This is a genomic window from Mucilaginibacter sediminis (genome assembly GCF_051903035.1).
Classification (GTDB): domain Bacteria; phylum Bacteroidota; class Bacteroidia; order Sphingobacteriales; family Sphingobacteriaceae; genus Mucilaginibacter.
Genome location: NZ_CP170602.1, coordinates 381,870 through 405,320, shown reverse-complemented (window position 1 = coordinate 405,320; position 23,451 = coordinate 381,870). Strand labels below are relative to the sequence as shown.

Genomic DNA, 23,451 nt, shown 5'->3' with positions numbered 1-23,451 from the left:
CCCTCTGGTACCTGGATCATTTAACCACTATCAGCCAATAAAAACAAGGTATCGTTTGATGCTTATATCTTCTTGACGCTATAAGCTTAGATGTGCACACGCTGTAGCTTTCGAGAGGGGTGCTCCGGATTTAGCGTTATAATGCTAAACCGAATTAGCAACCATATCTATGGCTTCTAAGCACATCCGGTGATAGCCAGCCGTTGCGCTAAACCGAATTAGCAGCTTACTCAAAGTTCATTTATCAACTCAATTTCACGTTAGTGATTGTACCGAATATAGGGCAGGTGGCTTTAGCCCTTGTAAGTATAAGGAGAAAGCACGACCTAAAGCGGAACGCCCAGGAGAACAGCCCCGGTTGAGGGCTTAGCAGATGGTGCAATATTTCAGGTTTATTAAATAAATGCGGCACTTATTCCTTAAATTAATACCCAAATACCAACCTAACCATGCGCCGCTTTTTTGCTATTATTTTGCTTCTGTTTCCCTTGTTTTTTGGCTGCGGCCGTCATGACAATAATCCCGCAAAGCCGGAGAAAAATATTTACCGGGACACCAGCCGGCACGATGATTATAATGTGAGGATAGCTATACCAACGGCCTGGATAGAGAAGGTGCGGCATTTTGATTACACCCGAAATATTAAGCCTTTGCTAACCCAGTTTGAAGGCTTCATTAAACCTGATTCACTTGTTAATCCGCACGCCCAACATGTTGATGAAGGCTACGGCAGAGTTTTTAACCCAATATTTGCCAACCTTGATGGCGAACCGGGCGATGAAATGATTTGTTTATTGGGCTGGGATATTACGTCGCCCTACCTTTGTGTTTTTAAGCAAATAAATGGCAGCTGGTACCTGCTTTACCTTGAAGATATCGATACATTTTATTCATCGCCAAGTCTTTCTATCGCGGATAACTTTTCAAAAAATAAAGTTTTTTATTTCAAACGGGTATATGAACATGGCTCGGGAATTTTTAAAGATGGTTACACTTTTTACAAACTGATAAATAACAAGGTTTACAAATGCCTTAACCTGCTTAATGATGTTCATATTTATGGCTGGGGGCTTTATATGAACCAGGCAGTAACCACAAGCTTTGAGTTCAGCGGCGACGAATCAGACAGACTGGACGTTAATTATGTTTACAGCTTTTTTCCCGGGGCTGTAAAAGATGGCGATTGTGCATGGTGTGCAAATCCGGATATCCCATTAGTAAAAGGCGACGCTGGGGTAGGGTACATTTGGGATAATAAACAACACATTTATAAGCTTGAAATTCTATCCTGGCAAAACACGCCCGACGACCTTAATGCCAAAAAGATAGCCTGTTTTGGAGATTTTGGCAACGACACCCTGTTTGTAGATGCCTTTCACGACCAGTTAACCAGGGTAGCAAAAGAAGGAACGCCGCAACAAAAGGCAATCTTAAAAAAATACCTCGCCTTGGTAAAAAAAGATAAAGTTGCCACCACCCAAAAACTAAAAGTAACCACCAAAATTGGCGGAACAACTTTTTACGGCCCGGATACAGCTAAAAATAAGTGAAGACGCCTTGTTAGAATATCCGATTGTTTGAGGCCCTTTCTGAAGAGAGGGTACTCCGGATTTAGCCACGGCAAGAGTGTGTTACCCAGCGTTCGCTTGTATCCCCCCCTCCGCCCCTCTCGAAGGCTACCGTTTGTACACAAATAATACTTCTAATTTACCTCGCAGGGGATTACCGGTTTTATTGTCTTTTACCCTCACACGAAATATCGCTTTAGCATCGGCAGACCAGTCCATCCTTAGCAAGCATAAATTTGCCTATTAATTATCAGGAACATTTGCCCTATGAAATAGATTAAAAAGAGTAATCTCATTTACTGCTATTATTTCAATTTACTTTTTTGTAATTTTTAGTTTATCAGCCAGCATTTTCATATAAAAACCACCAACTACACTCCGGGCTTTAAAATTATCGCGGATGCCTGTATTTGAGTCATAAAAATCGTTCAAAGGTACTCTTGACTGTGTTTCAATTGCGTGTTTATAAACTGGATGAATCAATGCCTGGAATTCATTCTGAGTTGGTGCAAAAGTTGCCGTCCACAAAATCCAGTCGTTTTTAGTATAAGATTTCCTGCTATCCAACGGAATACCGTATTTATTTTGCTTAGTTAAATAGTATTTAACTTCTGTATCATATACTTTTTGCGGGAACAAGTTTAAGTTCAAAACTTTGTCCCAAACCAGATTATATTTTTGGCTCCATGTACTTTTATCATCAAAAGTTAATGCATAGTGATCGCCCCCGTCAGCCATTTCCATCCATTTAGGCACCATGTTAACAGCAATGGCCCTGTACTTACCGGCAATTTCGGTATAACCCAGCGTTTCTGCCATTTGTGCATAACAGGCAATACTCACAATGGCTTTTACAGATAAATTAGCATTTCTTGCTAAATGGCCCGCAAAATCGTCGGTACATAACTGCATCTTAGGGTCTAACCCTTCTTTTGCTAAATAATCAACCCAGGTGCTAAGTGTTTTCCAATGCAGCTTTGCATAATTTGCATTACCCTGGGCTTTTGCAATTGCAGCTGTTAAAATAATCATATTTCCAGATTCTTCGATTGGCATCGGTTCGCCATAGGTTTGGCCGTTTGCTAACGGATAAGTTCCTAAATCATGCGCGGCCCATGGATGGGGATATTTTCCGCTTTCACTAAAATAAAAAATGCCATTGAGCATCCCTTGTAATAGTACCGGATTATAAATTAAATATAACGGTGCTGATGGATACGTTACATCAACAGTATTGATGAAACCGCCGCTATTGTTTTCTTTCGACAACCATAACAGATCACCTTGCGGACTTTTAACCAGCGTATGTGCAGCGATACTTTGCCGGTAGCTTAACATACACAGGTGTGCATATTCCACGCCGCCAGATTTTAAAGCATCGGCATAAATTGATTTATTAAGATCATCGCATTTACCCATTACATTTTTGTACTGCAAGGCGGCATCAGTTAATTCCCCTTCAATAGTTGCTTTTCCCGAAGTGTTCCACCACGGCCTCAAATTATTGTTAAAGTATTGAACGGAGTAAATCTCATCATAACCCAACTCGAGAAATTTTTCGGCCGGGGCTTTACCAACTGCACCAAAAGGTATAATGGTATTTAATGCCAGCATTTTACCTTGCTTAGCCGTTGATTGATAATTACCTTTTATAAAAGCGCTGGCGGCATCTTTTCCGGGTGTAACAAATTGAATGGCATTGCTTGTTTTGGGGGCAGCAACATAAAAATAGCCCCAATCAATCCGCATGTCGTCACCTGCTTTTTGCAAAACCGGTTGTTCAATAGTTCCCGTTTTTAAAATCGACAATTTACTGGTAGCGTATTTTTGAGTTGTTACCTCCCGGGTCGGATTATAAACAGCAATATTAGATGATGCGCTTAAGGAAACCTTAACCTGGTGTGTTTTGCCATCATTTGCTTTCACCCGGCAGGTAATATAAGACACAGGCCTGGCAAACAGTTGCAGGTCGTTCATCAATAGCGGCGAGGTAAAGGTTAATTTCAGGTCTATTTTACCGCAGCTAAAATCATAAATGGTTTGGGTAGCATTTACATCAACATTTTTTTGCCTGGCTACCTGCACTTTACCAGCTTTATCTTTTTGTCTGTCAACCAATCCAAAATCAAGATGCCTGCCGCCAGCAGTATTCATTAAATGTATAGCAATAGTGTTATCGCCGTCCTTAAGTACATTTTTATCATTTAGCACGATATATTGAAAATCACTTGTCCAGCCTTCTTTAACATATACCTTTTTCCCGTTAAGAAAAACCTGGATATTATCATCGTGGTTTATCTTTAAAAAAAGCTTATTAATTGCCGCCATATTGGAAACCCTGAACAACCTTCTCACCCATATTTCGTTTGAGCGCCAAATGGTTTTTACGTTTTTAATATCGTCCCCAATTGGTGCCGAACCTGTTTTCCAATCTGAAGCTGCATATTCAGGTGAATTCCAATTTCCCTGGGGCTTCGTTTCTGTATACTGCACCTGGTAAGCGCCTTCATCTGAAGCAGGAAGAATGGTTATATAATTGGGGCTTTCCATTCCCATAAAACGGAAAACATTGCCATCAACGTTTATCAGGCCTAAAAGTGACTGCTCGGCACCCGTCCAATGTGTTGTAGGCGACTCGTTTAACTTATCAGTATTAGACCAAATGCTAAAATAGGTATTATGTGTGATCAATGGATAAGATGGCGCCTTTCGATCCTGTGCTTTGAGCAACATGCCGGCAAAAAGGCATCCTATAAAGCCAAGTATTTTTATTTTATTGATTTCGGTCCTCATTAAATGGTATGTATTTGTAAATTTATTATCGTTCAAAAATGAATAATTAACCGCCGCGCTAAGTAAGATGTGTATCCGGAGCGGTTATAGATGCTTAACAATTAACGGTTATGATTCGGCAATAAAAGATGGCTCCAGTAACCCATTTCGGGTAAACAAATTATCAATTAGCGCCCGAGCCTTTTGCAAGTCAAAAGTATTTCTTAATGCTAAGTACCGGATTTAGGCGTTATGATAAACACAATTTTAACCTGTAATAAAATTGTATCTGTCATAACGCCGATACCTGAAAAATTAAAAACCGTAACCAGAATGACACTTTTTAATGTCTTGCCGCTCAAAGCATTTTCCGTTTTTTCAACCGCAACTTTGCTTTATTTAGTTTGATGAAATTAAAAGTCCAGCGTCAGTAAAACGCGACCATAAATATTTAGACTTAGGGTTGCTTTTTATTTACTGTCCATTCGGCCATTTGAAAATCGCGGCTGCCGTTATTTGCCTTGATGCTTAACCTGTAAAACTTGTAGGGTACATTATTATTGAAATGATATAATTTACGCTGGGCGCGGCCAGAAAACAACTCCCCTGTGCGCGAATGTAAGTTTATCCATTTTATCCCATCTTCCGAACCTTGTAATATCCAGGTTTTAGGATCCCGATCGGGCGAATCATTACCGCTTATCAAAGTGTACGCCCCTGCAAGGGCAGCTGTTTTAAGCTCATACTTCAACACCAGGTCGCCGGAAAAGCCGGATTGAAAAAACTTTGAATTGGGATCACCGTCAACTACTTTTAAAGACCCCTCGTTTGAGTTGGGGCCACCGCCATTATCGCGCGAAACAGTAAGGGTACCGCCAATAGTGGCAAAATAGCTTTCCCCAACTTTTGTTCTGTCAAAATTAGGGTCCGCTACGTTCAATATTATTTCCCGGCTCGACGAAAGCCCCTGCGAGTTTCTTGATGTTAGTACTACGTGGTATATGCCCTCAAATGCATATTTGTGCAGCGGCGACTTTTCGATAGAAGTGCTATCGTCGCCAAATTGCCATAATAACTCTTTATAATTGGTTGAAGTGTTGGTAAACTGATATTTCAGAAAATCAACACTATCTGCCTTCGCCACGGTAAAGCCTGTTAAGGGCACAGGTTCTTCAACTACGGTAGTATCTACCGGTTTATCCTTTTTACATCCTACCGACAACGTTACAATGAGTATAAGTGCTGATATAATGCTGAATAACTTTTTCATTTGCATTTTTATTAATCGTTATAAATGATTATTGTGCTGGAAATAATTGACTTTTAGGTACAATCCGTCTTCCGTTTATGCCTGCCGATGGCACTTCATATTCAAGCCTGGCCTGTTGACCGCCAACATTTTCGCGGTGGTCTGCTTCTATCTTGTATCGCTTTCCGCGTTCGAGGGTCACTTTGGCAAATCTGCTTGGCAGGTCCCATTGGGTAGTAAAATCATCGATAACCGCTTTACCATCAATAAACAACCTTGCACCATCATCCCAGCGTGTTTGATAAAATATATACTCGCCGCGAACCGGGGCTAAAAACTCGCCGGTCCATCTTGATGAATAGTTATCATTGCTGACAATGGATGAGGGCAGCCAATCTCCGCCAAAATCAATAGTTTCGTCTATCCTTACCAGTGATGGCGCCCGCCCATCAAAATCGAGTTGCTGATTGTTTGAAAAATACTCGGCTTTCAGGCCAGTGCCATTACCGGTTATGTATGAATTGTTGTCGAGATTAACCGTAGGCTCTACCAAAACAATTATTTTGCTGCTTGTTGGGTGTAAAATATGCCTTGTTGGGGCGCTTAAGCTTATTGCAAACGCAAATTTTTTGTTTGCCGTGATATTGGCATCAAAAACCGGCCACCCTATCTGTAGGCGTATTTGAGCCGTATTTGAATTTGAATTTACCCTGATTAAGGTATCAATAGTAAAATTGGCCGGGCTTAAGTTGATGGAATTAGCCGGTAATATTTTGCTGCTTACAAGCTTGTTAATGGTATCCGTATTTAGCTTTACGTGCACATTAAATGCAGTACCGGCCTGCCCGGACAAATTGACTATCAGCGGTATGGTAATGCCTGCCGGAGAAGTAGTGTAATTCTTTTTATAATCAACACTCATAATAGTGCCACCATTTACAATGGAAAGATAATGGATATCTTTTTCGTCTATCAGTTGCTTGGTATTAAGTACAACCATAATATTTGATTTGGACGCTTTAACCTGGTTACCTTTTCCGGGGTCGGTAAGTTTAAAAGCAAATGCTACATTTTTACCATAATTAGCCTCAAGCGCTGTAAGCCTTACTATTGCAACTCCCGTAGCGCTATCTGAACCATACGACACATTAATTACACTTGGATAATCAATAGCCCCATTAGATAATACTATAGTATTTTTTAAAGTGCCGTTGGCTATTAGTTGATTAACGGTGTCACTATTAAGGGTAATACCTACCTGAAAAGCTTTACTTGCAGCCGCAGACAGTGATATTTTAAACGGAACCTTTACCGTTTCATTATCCTTTGTTACTCCCGCAACAACAACACCATCACCAGAAATACTTACTGCATTATTTTTAATTAAACCTACGTCGTCAAGGTTATTATGCTTACAGGAAACAGTGATAAGGGTTATCCCAAGTAATATACTGTATATATAATTTTTCATCATCAATTAATTTATTGTGTATTAATTTTACTGATCTAACCAAACTCTGCCATCAAGCCCCCAGCTTTGCCTGTTAGGAATCCGGAACCAGTTTATTATTTGCGCAGGTATATCTGTTGTTTGCGGCACAAATACAGCAAGTGCTTCGGCCGGCGGCGGGCATATCAGGTCGTTAAAATCTTCCCATTTATAATCTCCCTTTAATTGAAAATCACGGGCCTGCGGGCCAACATCTTTCAATTTATCGCCCTGCCCGTCGGTTCCCGGCCAGTAGGCAGCAAGAAAACTGTAATAAGGGTGCCCTTCTGAAATAGACGTTTCGCAAGCGTAATTGCCAATAACCGCATCCGGTACATCTACTTTAAAAAACCTGATATCGCTTACATACACGTCTGGTGTACCATGTCCGTTACCATTTAAAAAACCCAATTTCAGGGGGTTATTATTATCAAGGCTTCCCGATGATGTAATTTCCATTTCGTTATTAAAATTACCGTCGGTATATGTTCTGATAAAGCGTTTGCCCGCACGGATCTCGCATTTAACAGATAAGTTATGCCATCTGCCTTTTTGCAAATCGGCTCCCCTGCATTGCCTGTAATCGCCATCTTTTGTGCCTCTCATTTCAAAGTACCAATAGGCATCTTCCAGGTAAATTACCCAGCCCACACTTGGGTGCCCGGCTGACCACTCGCGCCTTTTTCCCAAAATGCTTGGCCAAAAAAACTTATCCTCATTTTTCTTAACCTTTAGCTCAATGGTAAATTTGGTAGTATCGCCAAGGTTAAACACATCAGCTGTATCAATTTCAGCCCTTACCGATTCGCCATACAACCTTACTGTTTTACCTAAGTAACGGTTTCCGGTAAATGGTTTTCCTATTACGCGTTGCTTATACCTTGTACTATAATAAATAGTAAAGGTATTGGCCGCTGTATTGCTAAAAACTGTGTTGTCGTTTTGATTTGCCGGTATGGCAAACTTACCACCGCCACTTGAAGCTATAACTACCAGCCACTCTTCATTCTGATAATTCTTGCGTTTTTTTAATGCATCCATTATAGCACCTACATGGCCATCAAACTTTTCAATAGCGGCCTTATATTGGGGAGCCGAGTTATCATAACCGTATTTGGCGCCGGCCTCGTCGATATCATTAAAATGCCCTAAAATCAAGCTTGCAGTATCGGTATTGATATCATTTACAACAGCTGTTTTAATCTGCTCATCGGTGTCAAACAATTCACTTACAGTGGCCCCCGTGGTAAAATTATTTTTAAAGATTGCCGAAGACGAAAATGCTACCATTTTGGCGGTAGGTTTTTCGTCCTTTATTCTTTGAAGCACAACCGGGTAGTTTGCCAAATTCGCCCCGGTTAAATTGTCATTTAAAACCAAGTGCTTTTCTTTTTTTACTCCGGTTAGCATGTTGGCCCAATTACTAACATCCCTGGTTGAATCAGGATCGCTTAATGCTACCCAACTGTAAATGGAATTTGGCAATAAGGCTTTAATATTAGGCACATTGGCGCTGTTTACAGATACGCCCCTTGCCCCATCAACAATCAAATACAACACTTTGCGTTGACCGTAGGCTACGCTGGTGGTATCGCTATAATTTTTATCAGGCAACGCCTTTAAAAAATCTTTATTACAGGATATTACCGCAATGGCCAGTATGGAACACATTATTCCAAACACTATTCCCTGGTATTTTTTCTTCTGCCCCATCTTTTTATAGTTATAATTTCTTTTTTAATTTATTCAATGGTTACCCGTATAATGTTATTTACCGGCTGGTTGTCAAACCTGTCGAATCCACCTATCAGGTATAACGCCCTTTTTCCGTCGGCCGATTTTGTTTCAATGATATCTGACAGACCACCCGAAAACGGACCTGTAGTGTTATAGTTACCGGCAAGATCGCCTTTGGAGTTAAGTACCATAAATCCGTTGCGCGTTACCTTATTATATTTTTTAAAACCGCCGCTAACTACTATTAAGCCATCGTCCAGTTGCCTTGCAAAGGCCGGGTAGCCACCCTCGAATACTTTTGGAACAAATGACTCATCAAGACTACCGTCCTGGTTAAGTAATGCCATACTTATCACGGGCTTACCGTTATATGTTCTGAATACCCCGGTGATGAGATATTTTTTTGTAACGGTGTTATAGGTTAATGATGATATGCCGTTATCGGCCCCCAAGCCTGCTTTAAATGTGTTATCGATGCCACCATTGGCATTTAACCTCACAATACGGCCTGCCGGGGTTTGATCAAATGTTGTAAAGCTTCCAAAAACCACAAGCTTCTCTATCAGCGCGCCATCTGTGTGCATATATGAATCTATTGGGCCGTTTGCTGCCGGCAGGCCTTTATTGGCAGCCACGTTAAAACGAAATGTTTTATCTAATGATCCATCCAGGTTAAAGCGGAGCACCTGCCTTATTTCGGTACTATCTACAATAACCGTATCTTTTGTAAAGTCGTGATTGGGCTTTTGATAGGTGCGGTGTACATAGTACCTGAAGTTGCCGGTCGCCAGTATCTTATTTTGATGATTATAAACCCTGTTTATAAACTCGTTTGTACCGCCGTTAAATTTCGGAAAAAATTTGGTGGTGTCCCTCGAGGTATCTTTTTGTGTAGGCCTCCGGTATACTTTTATACCTATAGTATCAACACTGCCATCAACGCCTAAACTGGTTATGTTACTAATATTGTCTGTCCGTTGATTATATCCGCTAAAGCCGCCCGCGATAATAAACTTCGAGTTTATCTGCATAACCCTGGCTAAAGCACCGTTAGCTGCTTTACCGGTTCTGAATGTACGGTCAAACTCGCCATCGGATGATGTTCTTACAATCCGGTTAAGCGGCGTAATTATTCCCTTGTTATCGTAATTGGTAAAACGGCCTATTACCAGGTTCCGGCCATCGGCCAATGGAAATATCTGGCTTACAAAGTTATTTGCACCCAAGGTAGCCCTAAAGGAAGGATCGATGTTAATAAGTCCGTTAACCTTAAACAACGGCCCCAGCACTAACTGGTCATCTATGGCTATTGAGGTAATACCGCTGCTTCCAAACGGCGGAACTTTTACTTTGATACCTGTTGCGGTAACCTCGGTAATTTGCCCCTCCTCGCCGTTAAACATAAATTTCAATTTATCCTTATAAGGCAGGAGTCCGGTTGCTTTAAATGTAATTTCGGCACCTACCGCGCCCGATGAGGGGCTTGGTAATGCATCGCGGCTAAGAGAAACGCCTAACGGTGGCTTGCCGTCGCCATAAGGAGCTTCAAAGGTCTCCTTAGTCTTTTTGCAGCTTTGTATAACTAAGGCTGCCATGGCAAGTATTATTATGTATCTGATTTTTTTCATATGTCAATTCGTTATTAATCAAACATCAACGCAAATATTTTAATTGGATGAATGAAGCCCTGTATTGTAAACATCAGTGAAGAAATCGTTTTTATCGAACCCAAAGTATGCCCCGTTATACTGCAACGTGTGCACCACCCCATTTTTCGGTTTAATATCTGATGACGATATGTATGTTCGGAAAACCGCGTTTTCGGCATTGTTTATATCAAGCACATAGCTGATGATGAGGCTACGAGGCCCTATGTACCTAACCTTGTTCGCATCGCCGTAAATAACCCCGATGTTGCATACATCGCCACTATATGAATAATACAAGGCGCCGGGATATTGATTTTGAAGATCGAGGTCGATCTGCGGATAATCTTTAAGCCGGTTTATCCCTTTAAACATATAGCGCTGCAGGTATTTACGCCAGATTAATGAATCGATATCCGCTAATCTTTTCACCGTGTCGCGCCCTACATCAAACAGAAACTGGTTTAACGAGCCCGGGGTTTTTGCATTGCCGATTGTTCTTTTTATAACATCGTCATCCGGGGCAAAAAAGGTAAAATCAGCCTTGTGAAAAGTACTCTCAAGTCCCGCTAACTTCACAATTTGCGCAATGGTATCAAACGGAACAGCTTTTGCTTCTAAATATTGAAACATGTCTCCGGGATAATCGGGATTGGCTTTCCCTCCATCCCTATAGTACTCATCCCGTTTACACCCGGTAAGTGCCAATAATAAACCGGCACAAACAATAATTATATTTCTCATAATTGTTATCATTATTCTATTAACTATGTTTTAATTACCACCGTTTACCCAATAGGCATTTAGTGTCATGAAAGGGTTATTGGTTAAAGCATCGCTGCTGATAGGCCATGTCCAGGCACCGCGGTTAAATTTGTCTAACGTTAACACATTATATGACCACTCGCTGCTAAGTATCCTGCGGGTGCGTACCAGGTCGAAATAATGATGCCCTTCGCCCATCAATTCGCGTGATCTTTCTAAAAAGATGAAGTCCTTCAGATCCTGGCCGCCCGAACCGGAATATTGCGAAGCTTCGGCCCTGTCCCTCACTTTGTTAACCAACGCTATTGCCTCATTATCCTGCCCTAATTCGGCCATTGCTTCGGCACATAGTAAAATTTCGCCGGCATACCTGAAAATCATAAAAGTATTATCGGGGTTACTATCTTCTTCGCCCGTTGCAAATGCATTCTGAGCAAATTTTAGCATCATGAATTTTCCGTTATCGGCATATATGTCTTCATTAAACCATACTGTCGCCCGTTTATCTGCAGTTCCGGGATATAGTTTTTGCATATATTCTCCGCGGAAATAAGCAAAGCTTATCCTGTGCGTATACTCCGGCCGTTTGTAGGGATAATGCAAAAACATATCGCCAATGGGTGCTATGTTTGAGTTTGCATCGCCATAGTTAATGCTGCGGTAAAATTCAAAGAGGCTTTCATCCGAACGCCCTTTAATAACCGTGGCCCATTCTGCAATTGGCAATAACCTGTAAGCATTGCTTTTAATGAGCTCCTGGCCCAGATCGACAGTTTCCTGGTAATACTTATTGGCATTTGCCTTATCAAAACCGGCATTCCACATATTCATATTCATCATCAGTGCGATGATGCTGCCCCTGCTTGCCCGTACCCCTTTCAGGGCTGGGTCCGAGTAAGTCCAGGGCATGTTGTCTTTATATATCTTCAGGTCGGCAATGCATTTATTTAAAACCGAAACCATGTTTTCGCGGGGTAACGAAGTGGAATGAAAAGCATCGGTATAATAAGGCACATCGCCATAAAGCCGTACCATAAAGAAATAAGCCAGCGACCGTATAAAAGCTGCTTCGCCTTTAAATTGGTTTTTCTCAGTGGTGGATACTCCGGGTATGCCTTCGTCCAGTTTAGATATCAGGATATTGGCTCCCTGTATTACCTGGTAATAACCTGTCCAGTTGGTAATTTTATAAAAATTGTAAAAATTCCATGGCGGGTTACCGTTGATAAGGCCCAGCAAATCGTTTCTGCCCAATACTTCAACATACTCACGGGCTGGCCCCAGATCTGATTGTGCTTCGTGCATTACCTCGCCGGAGCGGTATTCGCCGGTAGCGCCTATGAAATGAGTTTCGTTGATCTTCCCAAAAAACAGCCGCGAAAGATCATATATATTGGCAATAACATCCTCTTTTGAGCGGTAAAAATTGTTGCCCGTTAACTTATCAATAGGTTGAATGTTCAAAAACTTTTTACAGGCAGGTAAACAGAAACTTCCTGTAATTACTAAAATGTATAAAATACTTTTTTTCATGATTTTAAGTTTTATTTACTTGTGTTGAGTTCTAAGTTTAAACCAATATTATAGGTACGCGGCACAGGGTATCCGCTGGATATATCCCGCCCCAGCGTGGTTACGTTCTCGGGGTTGGGCCCTTTATAGCTTGAAAACGTAGTTAGGTTATTGGTTGAGAAATACACCCTTAGGTTGTTAAAACCAATCTTACGAATAAGCTTGCGATCAAATGAGTATGACAGCGTTACGTTATTTATTTTAAAATACGATCCATCTTCGGCCCATAATGTTTGATCGGGCCTTAAAGGCTGTATCTGGTTATAGGTGGAAAACGAGTAAGGGTTTGGATAAACTGTATGGTCGCCGGGCTGCCTCCAGATATCCATATTACTTAAAGGCACAACAGCCAGTAAATCATAAGGATTGCGTGATATGGCCAAACGATCTGCCAGTGCATTATTCAAAACAGTTCTTTTGGCGGTAAATGTTGCGTAGATGTTAAGGCCAAAATTTTTGTATATAATATTGGTTGATATACCGCCGGTTACCAAGGGTTGTGAATTACCGGTTATTTCATAATCTCTGTCGTCTAATATATAATCGCCGTTAACATCTTTAAAAATAGGATCGCCTGCTTTAAACGGTACCCCGTTAGACGAATATTTTTTTCCGGTTGCGGGGTTTACCGGCACTTCAGCATCGGTTGAATATACACCCTGGTTGATGTGCAAATAGTTTGACAGCGTGTTTTGACCTACCCTAAAAACAATATGCTGTAAATAAGGACTGTTATCAAACTTGATGTACTGACCATTATACTCGGCAGGCAGCTTTAATAAAACATCACGGTTGATGGCGCCGTTCATCGAGATACTCCAGTTAAAATCTTTTGAAATCACCGGCCGTACCGTAAGCGTTAACTCATAACCATAATCGGCAATAGCTACATCATTGCTCACCCGGCGGTTAAAGCCGGTAGTGTTTGATAAAAACCTGTCGAACAATAAATTATCAACCTTTTTATAATAGGTATCAAAGTTTAAATCAACCCGGCTTTGAAACAGTCCGATATCAAATCCTAAATTGTATTGTGTAGTGGTAGTTGGTTTTAATGTAGGATTGGGAATAAAATCATAATTTATACCAATAGTTGGATTATTGTTAAAGTTGCCATTCAGGTTATAAATACCATAAATACTTTGCAGGCTACCGGTAGGCACAATATTCTGACCCCAGGTTAGTCTTATACCACCATAAGTAAGCCATGACAGATCTTTAAACCAGTTTTCTTTACTGTAGTTCCATTTTAAACCCACCGATGGGTTTTTGGAGTAAGGATTCTCTAACCCGTTTGATGACGTGCCATCTAACCGGTATGAAAGTTCAACCACGTATTTGCGCTGAAAATCATAACTTACTGCCCCGGCAAATGACGCGATAGTGGCATTTTTATAATTTGAAAGTACACCACCACCACGCGAATTATATGAATCGTAACCTACCGGTCCCTGGAGCTGATCGTTGGGCGTGCGCTCCTGCCTGATGATACCACTTTGACCGCCCTGTTTATATATTTCATTAAATAAGTTAACAAAAATATTATGGTTACCGCCTAATGTTTTAGCGTAAGTAATGGCGTTACGGTTATACAAGGTGTAGTTTCGGCCCTCAAAATCATATACCTGGGCAAATTGCGAGTTGGCTGCCGCAGGCGTAAAAGTTGATTCGGCATCAGAGGTATAATCATAACTGATACTTGATGATAACGCGAGCCCGGGAATAAACTCGTACCGCCCATCTACATTGGCCCTTATGTTTCTTGAACTGTTGCTGTTCAACGTTTTCAAGGCTGATGTAACACCGTCTGACGACAGGTAGAATGATGGAGGCGGCAATAACGTGGATGCCTGGCCGTTTGAAGCAACACCTTGTTGCAGCAGCCCCAGGCCATCGCCTTTAGCCTGGCTACCTACCGAGCCAAATAAGGACCCGAAAAACCTAAACTTGTCGTTTGGTTTAAACTCCATGTTCATATTCAGGTTATACCTGTCAAATCCGGTGTTTTTTATTACCCCTTTTTCTGAGTAGTAGCCAACGTTTGCCTTGTAGTTGAATTTCTGATCGCCGCCATCTAAAGCCAGGTTATGGCTTTGGTTATAGGTAGTTGCATAAAATATAGACTGCCAGTTGGTTGAATTATTCCAATAAGCGTTCAAACTATCGGCCAAAAAGCCTGTCAATCCTATTTTTCTTAACTCATCAACAGTTGTTGCATTTGATAATATTTGCTGAATTTTTGCGCGGCGCTCATCGTTACCTCCTAATGTTTCGCGCAGTTTTGGCGGCGCGTTAACAAAAAAGTTAGTGGTATAACGCACCCTTGGCACCTTTGAATTTCCGCGTTTAGTGGTAATAATGATAACCCCATAGGCACCTCTTGAACCATAAAGAGAAGTTGCCTGGGCATCTTTCATGATCTGGATACTCTGGATGTCTTCTACCGGGATCAAGGACAATGGGCTAACCCCAGGGCCCTGGGTTTGAAAACCAAATTCGGCTGCCTTATCGGCATCTAAAGGCACCCCATCAATAATGTACAGCGGAGATGTTGGCTGTAAAAATGATTCGTTGCCGCTGCCGCTAACGCTAAGGGTTGACAAGCCACGCACCTGTACCGAGCCCCTGAAGCCCGGTGCGCCCGTATTGTTCTGAATGTTTAAGCCGGCAACCTTACCTTGCAGCAACTGTTCAAAACTTGATACCGGGATATCGGCAATATCCTTATTGGTAATAATTGCCGAAGCGCCCGTTGTGGTTTCTTTGCTGCGATTTTGATAACCCACAATAACTATTTCATTAAGCCCCTTTTTGTCTTCACTTAATGTGATTATTATGTCTTTTTGGTTTTCCTCAACCTTTAACTTTTGAGTAACAAACCCAATAAAGGAGAATGAAACTACAGAATTGACAGGTACCGTAATGGAAAAACGTCCGTTGGCATCGGTCTGGGCTATTCCCTTTTTGTCTATAGAGATATTTACACCCACAAGCACCTTATTTTCGGGCTTGTCAAGTACCTTACCAGAAACCGTTATATTTTTTGTTTGCGCATATGTATCTGCACTGCAGATTATGCAAACTATCAGTACTACATAAAATAGTATATATTTTCTCATTTCAGTGGCTTTAAATGCTATTATTCGTTTTCGAACTTTGGATTATCCTTCAGGAAATGGAACACTATTTCCCAGTCGCCTTTTCTGTATATGGCAAAATCGATCCCGAAACTTGCCACTACCCTAACACCACCAAAACCAATTCTTGAATACCTGAATTCGGCATGATCACGGGTACCGCCTGGAGCATATACAGTTGGTATTTCAACTAAAGGAATCGGGTAAGCCACATCGTACTGCGCGTATGTAAGCGTTTTTTGAAAGTTAAACCCGTGCACTATTTTATCCCATACTGTTTCATTAAATAAAGCAGGGTTCATCTCCACCGAGTCTTTGTTTAAAAATTTAAACCTCAGCGAATTGCCGTTGCCACCTGTAAATGGCCGTATATAAACCACTACGTCTTTTTTATCGTCATTACTTTCAAGTGGTATATCGGTAGTGGCTCCTATAACATTATTTAAAAACGGCCTTATATAATTCCTGCTTAATGGATTATAAGGTGTTTTGGGATGAGGTGCCGGACCGCCGGAGTAAATATTAAAATCGTCAGATGGTTCATAAGGGCGCTCCCGGAAAGGCCTTATCTGGAAATCGCGAATAATGGTATGACCACCCGTATTAGTGATTTTAACATCAAAAAAACGCGTATCCTGCGGAAAATTTGTGCTATCTGCAGGCCTCGGAGCAATAAGTTCATTGGTTGACGATGCCCACAAAATAAATTCGCCGGATGGGAGCACCTCAAATAATGGATGCTCCTGCAGTTTTCTTTTGGCTTCAATTTCGGCCAAACTTTTTTCCTGGCCATTGTAAGCTGAAGTCCAAACGTAAGTAGCCTTTTTCTGAAAAAGATCTGTTACCGGCCGGCCATCGCCAAAGCGGGCATTAACAATTTCAAACTTTATAGGCTGAGTTGAATTATCGCCGTTAAAGCCGCCTATCACTGTAGTGCGGCCAATAATTGGTTCAAATATCTTATTACTGTAATTTACATTTGAACTTAAATAGTCCTTTTCATTTGGCAGATTAAATATCTTTTTACAACTGCTTAATACAGCAATAGCAAACAAGAAGAAAATGAACTCTTTTTTAAAATATGTTCGCATCTGTTTATGGTTAATTGTATTAATTTTTTGAATTTTCATCACTTATTTAGCTTTGTTTATTGACCACTCAGCTAACTGGAAAAGCCCGCCGTCCCTGAGTTCGGTAATGTCAATGCGGTAAAATTTATAAGCTACTGTATTAGGGCAACTGAAAACTTTTGTCTGGTACCGTTCTTCAAAAAAGAAATTGCTGCGTCTATCCAATTCAACCCAGGTTTGTCCGTCATTTGAGCCCTCATAAGTCCATGCCCTCGGGTCTCTTTCGGGTGCGTCATTTGCCGATGTAAGCGTGTATACACCTGATACTGCCGGCGTATTCAGCTCAAATTTGATCCATAACCTGCCTTGTAGTTCTGCCAGGAATTTGGTATGATCATCTCCGTCAATAACTTTTTTTGATCCCTCGCCATTGTCAGGACCGCCATTATTATCTCTTAACACAGATAGCTTACCTCCTATTAATGATATCAGGTTTGGTGGCGGCGGGATAAATGTGAGCCGGGGAACAAACTCATCAAAACCGAAGATATGGTCGGCGCTTACCACATGAACTACCCCATTTTTGGTCAGGATGTTATTAGATCCAGTTGTTGTTGTTGACCAAAAGCGGATAAATTTGCTCTTTTTGGTGTTACTGAATTCTATTACCTGCGGGCCACCATCAACCAAACCAGATGAAGATGCCCTGGTAACTTTACCATGCATCGGATAGCCAAACCGTACACTGGTCAAGTCAAGCCCATCCTGCAAGGTTAAAGAGTCGGTAGTGCGGCTTCCCCTCATAATATAGTAGGATGCCATTGTATCAAGCTGCACACCATCAACATTTGAAAGAAAAAGCGGGTCTTTATCCCCTTGTCTTCTTAATGTGTTCAGGTTATTAATTGCCAGCTGAAAACTGGGGTTTGTAACGGCAAACAGGGTTACATTACTATCGGTTAAAGTCTGCTTTAGACCCATTCGGTCAATCACTGCTATCAGCGAATCGTAAACACCCGGTTTGCTTTTTAAATATTCATAGGTGTTACCGGCAAACCTGGGGCTATTGGTTGCGGTGCTATGGTATCCACCATCTTTTTTACAGGCAGACAGCAATAGTGCCATAACTACTGATAGCTTTAAGGCGCTCATATATTTTTCAAAGTTTTTCATATATGGTCTGTTTATTTCCAAAATGGATTTTGAGTTAATAAGTTGTTTTGTGAAATAAGCTTACGGGATATCGGCCAGTAAATTCCCTGGGAGTTTATAAGGTTTAAAAAAGCGGGATTATTTTGCTTGATTTTATTATACCTTACCAAATCATACCATCGTTGCCCCTCGCCCAGTAATTCGCGATGCCGTTCTTCAAAAATCAGGTCAATCAACTCTCCGCTATTGATGGTGATAGTTGTTATTCCGCGCCTTGTCATTACGTTTATCAGCTCGTTCAAAGCTCCGTTTTGATCACCTAAAACAGCTAATGCCTCGGCACGTAACAAAACAATATCTTCAAGCCTGGTAAAAATTAAAGCGCTGGTGAAATACCTGAAAGTGGGGTCGGTGGTACCTCCTTGTATAACTTTTATCTTACTAAAAATGGGGTACTTACCATTTATATTGGTGAAATATCTTTCGGACCGCGGCAGTCCAAGTGTATCAACACTAAAGCGTTCGTCATTTGGCTGATTAAATATTTTTAAAATGGTGTCTTTGGGCATATAGATATCAGGAACCTTTTTGTTTAAAACAGGTTCGGCCAGGGTCAACTCTTCTATATGGCCTGTTCCGGAACCGTCAATATGCCCCCAGTCGGAATTGAAACCAAACATCTGGCTGGTGTTTTTATTAAAAAAGAATCCGTTTGATTTGGTCAGGTCCTCGGTATTCTGGAAACCAATGCCACTTTTGCCATAGTTATCCTCAACAAATTTGGTATAGGTGGCAACATCAGTATAATTGCCTTGCCAGGCCGCCAAATGAGCCAAAACAGCGTATGCCGTATTTTTTGTTGCTAAAGCACCACCCCACCTGGTTCTGTCCTCGTTGTAATAGTTACCGGGTTGCTGCACATCGCCGCCACTATAAATAAATGGCAAATCGGCGGCGGCCGTTAACATTTCCTGCTGAGCCCAAACCAATATTTTACCCTGATTTTCACGGGGTTTGTTTTCAAACTTACCATCGTGCGATGTGATAATGAAAGGTACATCGCCCCATATCCTAACCATGTAGAAGTAAGCGAAGGCTCTGAGGAAGCGGGCCTGGGCAACATCAACAATCATATTGTTTTCTGTATACCGCTTATCAGCCGCTTTTACATCGCCAACGCGTTCAAGGAAAATATTTGCTGCATTCACGATGGCATAAAACCTGGTCCAGTCGGATAAAGCATCCACGGTTGGGTAGGATGCATTTAGTTTATTACCGGCAATGGCCTTCAGGTCGGGCCTGTTTGGGCTGATAAACTCGCCTGTCCGAACATCTCCATATAGCCAATGACTATCGTTATCAGATAATGCGGCACGGGTAAGCGCGTAAACCCCCAGCAGGCCGGCACGGGTATCTTCCAGCTTATTCCACATATTCACTTCGGCAACTACCCTTACAGAATTTATATCCAGTGTTTTATTACAACCGGTTAAGGCCACAAAAAACAGAAGCGTGATATATAATATCTTTTTCATTTTTGTAATTCGTTTTTCCATGCTATAATTCCATTTTCACTCCTAATGTGTACGTTCTTGGTATTGGCAGTCCGTAGCCTGTATCATACCCGTTATAATTTACCAGCTCGGGGTCCTGGCCGGTGTACGGTGTGATGGTAAATACATTATTAACTGATGCGTACACGTAAAACCGGGTTACGTTTATGCTTTTTCTACGCAGTGTTCTGGTAAGGTCGTAACCAACTAACACCGTCCTCAATTTCAGGAACGAAGCATTTTCAAGAAATAAATTCTGATCAACACGGTACGGAATTACTGTGCTCCATGGATTATACAAAGGGTACTTGCTATAATCTCCCCGTTTTTCCCAATAGGTAATCTCTTTAACTGAGTTAACATCACTATTGCCTTCCCTGTTAATAAAATCAAACCGGTTGGCCATCTCCTGGTTAATCAGGTCACGGCCCAGGTTAAAATAAAAATTGAGATTTAAGCTCCAGTTACCGTATCTGAAATTATTATCAAAACCACCCGATATTTTGGGCAACGAATGGCCTGTTAGTATTTTGTCGTTATTGTCAATAGCGTTATCGCCATTCAAATCGCGCCATTTAGGATCGCCGGCCTGCAATGGAATTCCGTTATACTTAGCGGGTTGTCCGTTAACCACCGGCACCTGGTCATTTGAGGTATAAATACCATCGTTCACTAAAAGCCAGTATTGATCAACCGGCTGGCCTACCTTTAAAAGTTTATCGCCAATTATAATTTCATTTAAGCCCCTTGGGAGTGCTTTTAATTTATTGGTGTTGTGGTTAAGGTTTAAAGATGATGTCCAGCCAAAGTTTTTATGATTGATTATATTGGCTGCTATCGAAACATCTATACCGCTGTTGTTTACGGCCATTCCACTTTCAATAGATTGCTTATAACCGTATTCGGCAAAGGCAGGGATGCCAATAAGCTGGTTCTTTTCTTCTTTATTATACCAATCAACAGATAAGTGTAAACGGTTGTGGAGTAAACCGGCATCTACACCAAGATTAAGCTGATCTGAATACGACCATGGGATGCCGTAACCAATCCAACCGGTTGAGTATGGCCTGGTTAATACACCAAATGCGTTATAACCAGGTACAGTTAAATTCCCGGTATAACCTACCGATGCAGTATACTGCGGGCCCTGTGCATAATTATCATACGCATTCAATCTCCCTAACCGACCGGCGCTAACACGCAATAAAAGATCATTCACGGTTGTGTTATCCTTCAGCATTTCTTTTTTTATATTCCATGCGGCAGATACTACAGGCGAATAAAACCATCGGCTTGTTGGCTGAGCATTTGAAGAGCCATCAGCACGTAATGTAACAGATAACAGGTACTTTTCTTTTAGCGTGTAATCTACTTTGCCATAAAACGACACCAGGTTATCCCTGGTTTTATCCAAAAAGCGGTAGGTTAATTCACGTGGAAATGCAACCGGGGTTAAATAATTAGGATCATTAGGGTCTGAGTTTAACAGGTTTATTTTGATAAAATCGTTTACCCCTTTATACGCATAAGCATTGCTGTATTTATAAATGTTCCATTGGGTTGATTGTCCAACCTCCAGTTGAAAATCATGTACTTTATTGAGATTAAAAGAATAGGTTGCTTTATTATCCAACATCAATCTTTGGTTAAAGCCAAAGTAATTTGATGCGTAACTATTACCCTGCAAAAGTGTGCGGGCATAAAACACATCGCGATAACCTTCATTATAATCTACACCAAAAGTGGTACTGAAATTGAATTTGCCAAATTCAACGCCAATCCTTGCGTACCCGTCAATAATGTTGGTTTTGTTATTGTCAAAACCTTTTTGGTACTCTTTAAGATAGTTGGCATAATAATCTTTATTGGGAGGTAAGGGAGCGCTCAGGTCGGGGAAATAATTAATCTGCGCAAACCTGTCGCGTAAATTTTTATTACGGGTGCGGTCCAACCTGTTGGCATTTACCATGGTTGAAAACAAAAGCCACTTTACAGGTTTCATATTGATGTTAAACATGGCGCTATACCGATTTAGCGCTGTTCCATCAGCAACCCCTTCGTTTTTCATATCGCCCAAAGAAAAGCGAAAATTCGCCCGGTTTGTACCACCCGAGATGCCGAAGTTGATACCATAAACTAAAGCGTTGCGGTAGTAAAGATCACTCCAGTCGGCTTTCCCGCTATATACATTGTTAAGCGAATCGCTTAAATAAATAGGATAATTTTCATCATCAGAATATCTGCCGTTGGTAGTATACTGGTCATAAAACCTTTGCCTGAAAGCGTTTTCGTATTTACCGTTTATGGTTGTCACCTGCGGCCGTTGCGCTAAACCGATATACGAATCAAAAGTGATGCTTCTTGAGGCGCCCGGTGTTTTTGAGGATAAAACAATTACTCCGTTCACAGCCCTTGGTCCATAAACCGCAGTAGCTGCCAAATCTTTCAACACTTCTATAGAAGCAATATTGTTCATATCAATACCGGCAAATATGTTAGTAGCAGGGCCGGGCCTGTTAAACTCATATTGCTGAATATCAAATGCAAACGGGTGCTCGGTTATTATCGGAATACCATCCAGTACCACAAGCGGCTGTGATTGATAAACCTCTCTTTGCGATAACAAGGGCATTGGCGCCCCCCTGATAAACATGTTTTGCACAGAACCGGGCTCGCCCGAAGGTTCCTGGACGTACAGTCCTGCGAATTTCCCTTTTAAAAGTTGTTGTAATGAAACTGCCGGAAATAAGGATAATTCATAAGGTTTTTTAGTAACGCTATCGACAAAAAAGTTATAAATAGTACGCTTTTTTATAAAGTTGCTACTATCCTTTAACAACGAGTCTTTAACAGTTGTATCGCGACGAACTGTAGTGTCATTGTTAAACACAATATAGTTGATTTTGCTTCTCTCTCCCCTATTATCTTTAGCTAAGCAAGTAGGTGCATTTGTAGTAATTGCTGAAAAAACTACAAAGCACAGCCATAAGTATCGCATAATTAATGGATAATTTGATTAATGATATAAAAAATTGATTTGGAAAGGATTATACCTTCACGAAGACGGTATGCTGCTTAGGCATCTGAAGCATTTTCCCGGGAAGTGTGATGTTGAGTAAGGTTTGTGGGCATAGATTTTAGTTTAAGGATTTACTGATTTAATTGCAGGCAGGCAGGGATAAATATTCAGGATTACATCCTAACATTTTAAACCACTACAAAGTGTTTTGGGAGTGACCGCCCGGAGCAGGCAGTAATAATCGACCATAGCCGCAAAGGCCATAATAGCATTTTTTTTTGTGTTCATAATTTGGTAAATGTTAATTAGTACAAACCGGAAGTTTTCAATCACTTTAAGCCGGCATAGTATTATTATAATTGTGAAATAAAAATATGGTAAAAAATGCACTAACTTTTCGCCACAGGACAAATTGATACTATTTGACGAAACATTGATACAATTTGTTGCAGATTGGTTAATTGTAGAGGCAATATTATAGAAGGAATTTAGCGATTAAAGATAAAACAATAGGAATAAGCCCTTCAATATCCTATTTATACGTGGATTATATTAGTAAAAGCAGCTTTCTGTAAATCAGGTTCTATATTATATATGTTGCATACACCAAACTATCCCTGTAAATACATTAAGCAACACGTTTTTACAGTAAAATAAACTCTGCTTTGACTTTATAAGCCCACGATCCACCATATCGTGAAATTGTTATACACTTTTTCCCA

The 23,451-nt window shown here is 41.0% G+C and carries 13 protein-coding genes; 1 reads left to right on the top strand and 12 read right to left on the bottom strand.

The genetic code is table 11. The features are described 5' to 3' along the window. The first annotated feature begins 449 nt into the window (after positions 1-449). Positions 450-1,550, top strand: a complete 1,101-nt coding sequence (locus tag ACFGVS_RS01455; RefSeq protein WP_439697161.1) for a hypothetical protein — start codon at positions 450-452, stop codon at positions 1,548-1,550. A gap of 333 nt (positions 1,551-1,883) precedes the next feature. Here the strand turns inward: ACFGVS_RS01455 and ACFGVS_RS01450 are convergent, their stop codons facing one another. The 12 genes from ACFGVS_RS01450 to ACFGVS_RS01395 form a co-directional block, all read right to left on the bottom strand. Next, positions 1,884-4,361 (bottom strand): glutaminase domain-containing protein, encoded by a 2,478-nt coding sequence (locus ACFGVS_RS01450; protein WP_439697160.1) that lies wholly within the window; start codon positions 4,359-4,361, stop codon positions 1,884-1,886. Between the two features lie 436 nt (positions 4,362-4,797). Beyond that, positions 4,798-5,610, bottom strand: a complete 813-nt coding sequence (locus tag ACFGVS_RS01445; RefSeq protein WP_439697159.1) for a PKD domain-containing protein — start codon at positions 5,608-5,610, stop codon at positions 4,798-4,800. A gap of 28 nt (positions 5,611-5,638) precedes the next feature. Next, positions 5,639-7,063, bottom strand: a complete 1,425-nt coding sequence (locus ACFGVS_RS01440) for a PA14 domain-containing protein (RefSeq protein ID WP_439697158.1) — start codon at positions 7,061-7,063, stop codon at positions 5,639-5,641. A 24-nt stretch (positions 7,064-7,087) separates the two neighbouring features. After that, a complete protein-coding gene (locus tag ACFGVS_RS01435) occupies positions 7,088-8,791 on the bottom strand; it encodes an alkaline phosphatase family protein (RefSeq protein WP_439697157.1) in 1,704 nt (567 codons plus the stop codon). Between the two features lie 29 nt (positions 8,792-8,820). Beyond that, the gene (locus tag ACFGVS_RS01430; protein ID WP_439697156.1) at positions 8,821-10,443 is read right to left on the bottom strand and encodes a DUF5008 domain-containing protein; all 1,623 of its coding nucleotides are present in this window, start codon (positions 10,441-10,443) and stop codon (positions 8,821-8,823) included. Positions 10,444-10,482: 39 nt separating this feature from the next. Continuing rightward, positions 10,483-11,205, bottom strand: a complete 723-nt coding sequence (locus tag ACFGVS_RS01425) for a hypothetical protein (protein WP_439697155.1) — start codon at positions 11,203-11,205, stop codon at positions 10,483-10,485. A gap of 30 nt (positions 11,206-11,235) precedes the next feature. Then, the gene (locus tag ACFGVS_RS01420) at positions 11,236-12,759 is read right to left on the bottom strand and encodes a RagB/SusD family nutrient uptake outer membrane protein (RefSeq protein WP_090652883.1); all 1,524 of its coding nucleotides are present in this window, start codon (positions 12,757-12,759) and stop codon (positions 11,236-11,238) included. A gap of 11 nt (positions 12,760-12,770) precedes the next feature. Beyond that, a complete protein-coding gene (locus ACFGVS_RS01415; protein WP_439697154.1) occupies positions 12,771-15,917 on the bottom strand; it encodes a SusC/RagA family TonB-linked outer membrane protein in 3,147 nt (1,048 codons plus the stop codon). A 20-nt stretch (positions 15,918-15,937) separates the two neighbouring features. After that, positions 15,938-17,026 (bottom strand): DUF5007 domain-containing protein, encoded by a 1,089-nt coding sequence (locus ACFGVS_RS01410; protein ID WP_090652928.1) that lies wholly within the window; start codon positions 17,024-17,026, stop codon positions 15,938-15,940. A 42-nt stretch (positions 17,027-17,068) separates the two neighbouring features. After that, entirely contained in the window at positions 17,069-18,178 is a 1,110-nt protein-coding gene (locus ACFGVS_RS01405; RefSeq protein WP_090652881.1) for a discoidin domain-containing protein, read from the bottom strand. An 11-nt stretch (positions 18,179-18,189) separates the two neighbouring features. Continuing rightward, positions 18,190-19,692: a RagB/SusD family nutrient uptake outer membrane protein gene (locus ACFGVS_RS01400; protein WP_439697153.1), complete on the bottom strand. Its 1,503-nt coding sequence runs from the start codon at positions 19,690-19,692 to the stop codon at positions 18,190-18,192. Positions 19,693-19,714: 22 nt separating this feature from the next. Then, positions 19,715-22,600, bottom strand: coding sequence for a SusC/RagA family TonB-linked outer membrane protein (locus ACFGVS_RS01395; protein WP_439697152.1), 2,886 nt, complete (start codon positions 22,598-22,600; stop codon positions 19,715-19,717). Positions 22,601-23,451: the final 851 nt, after the last annotated feature.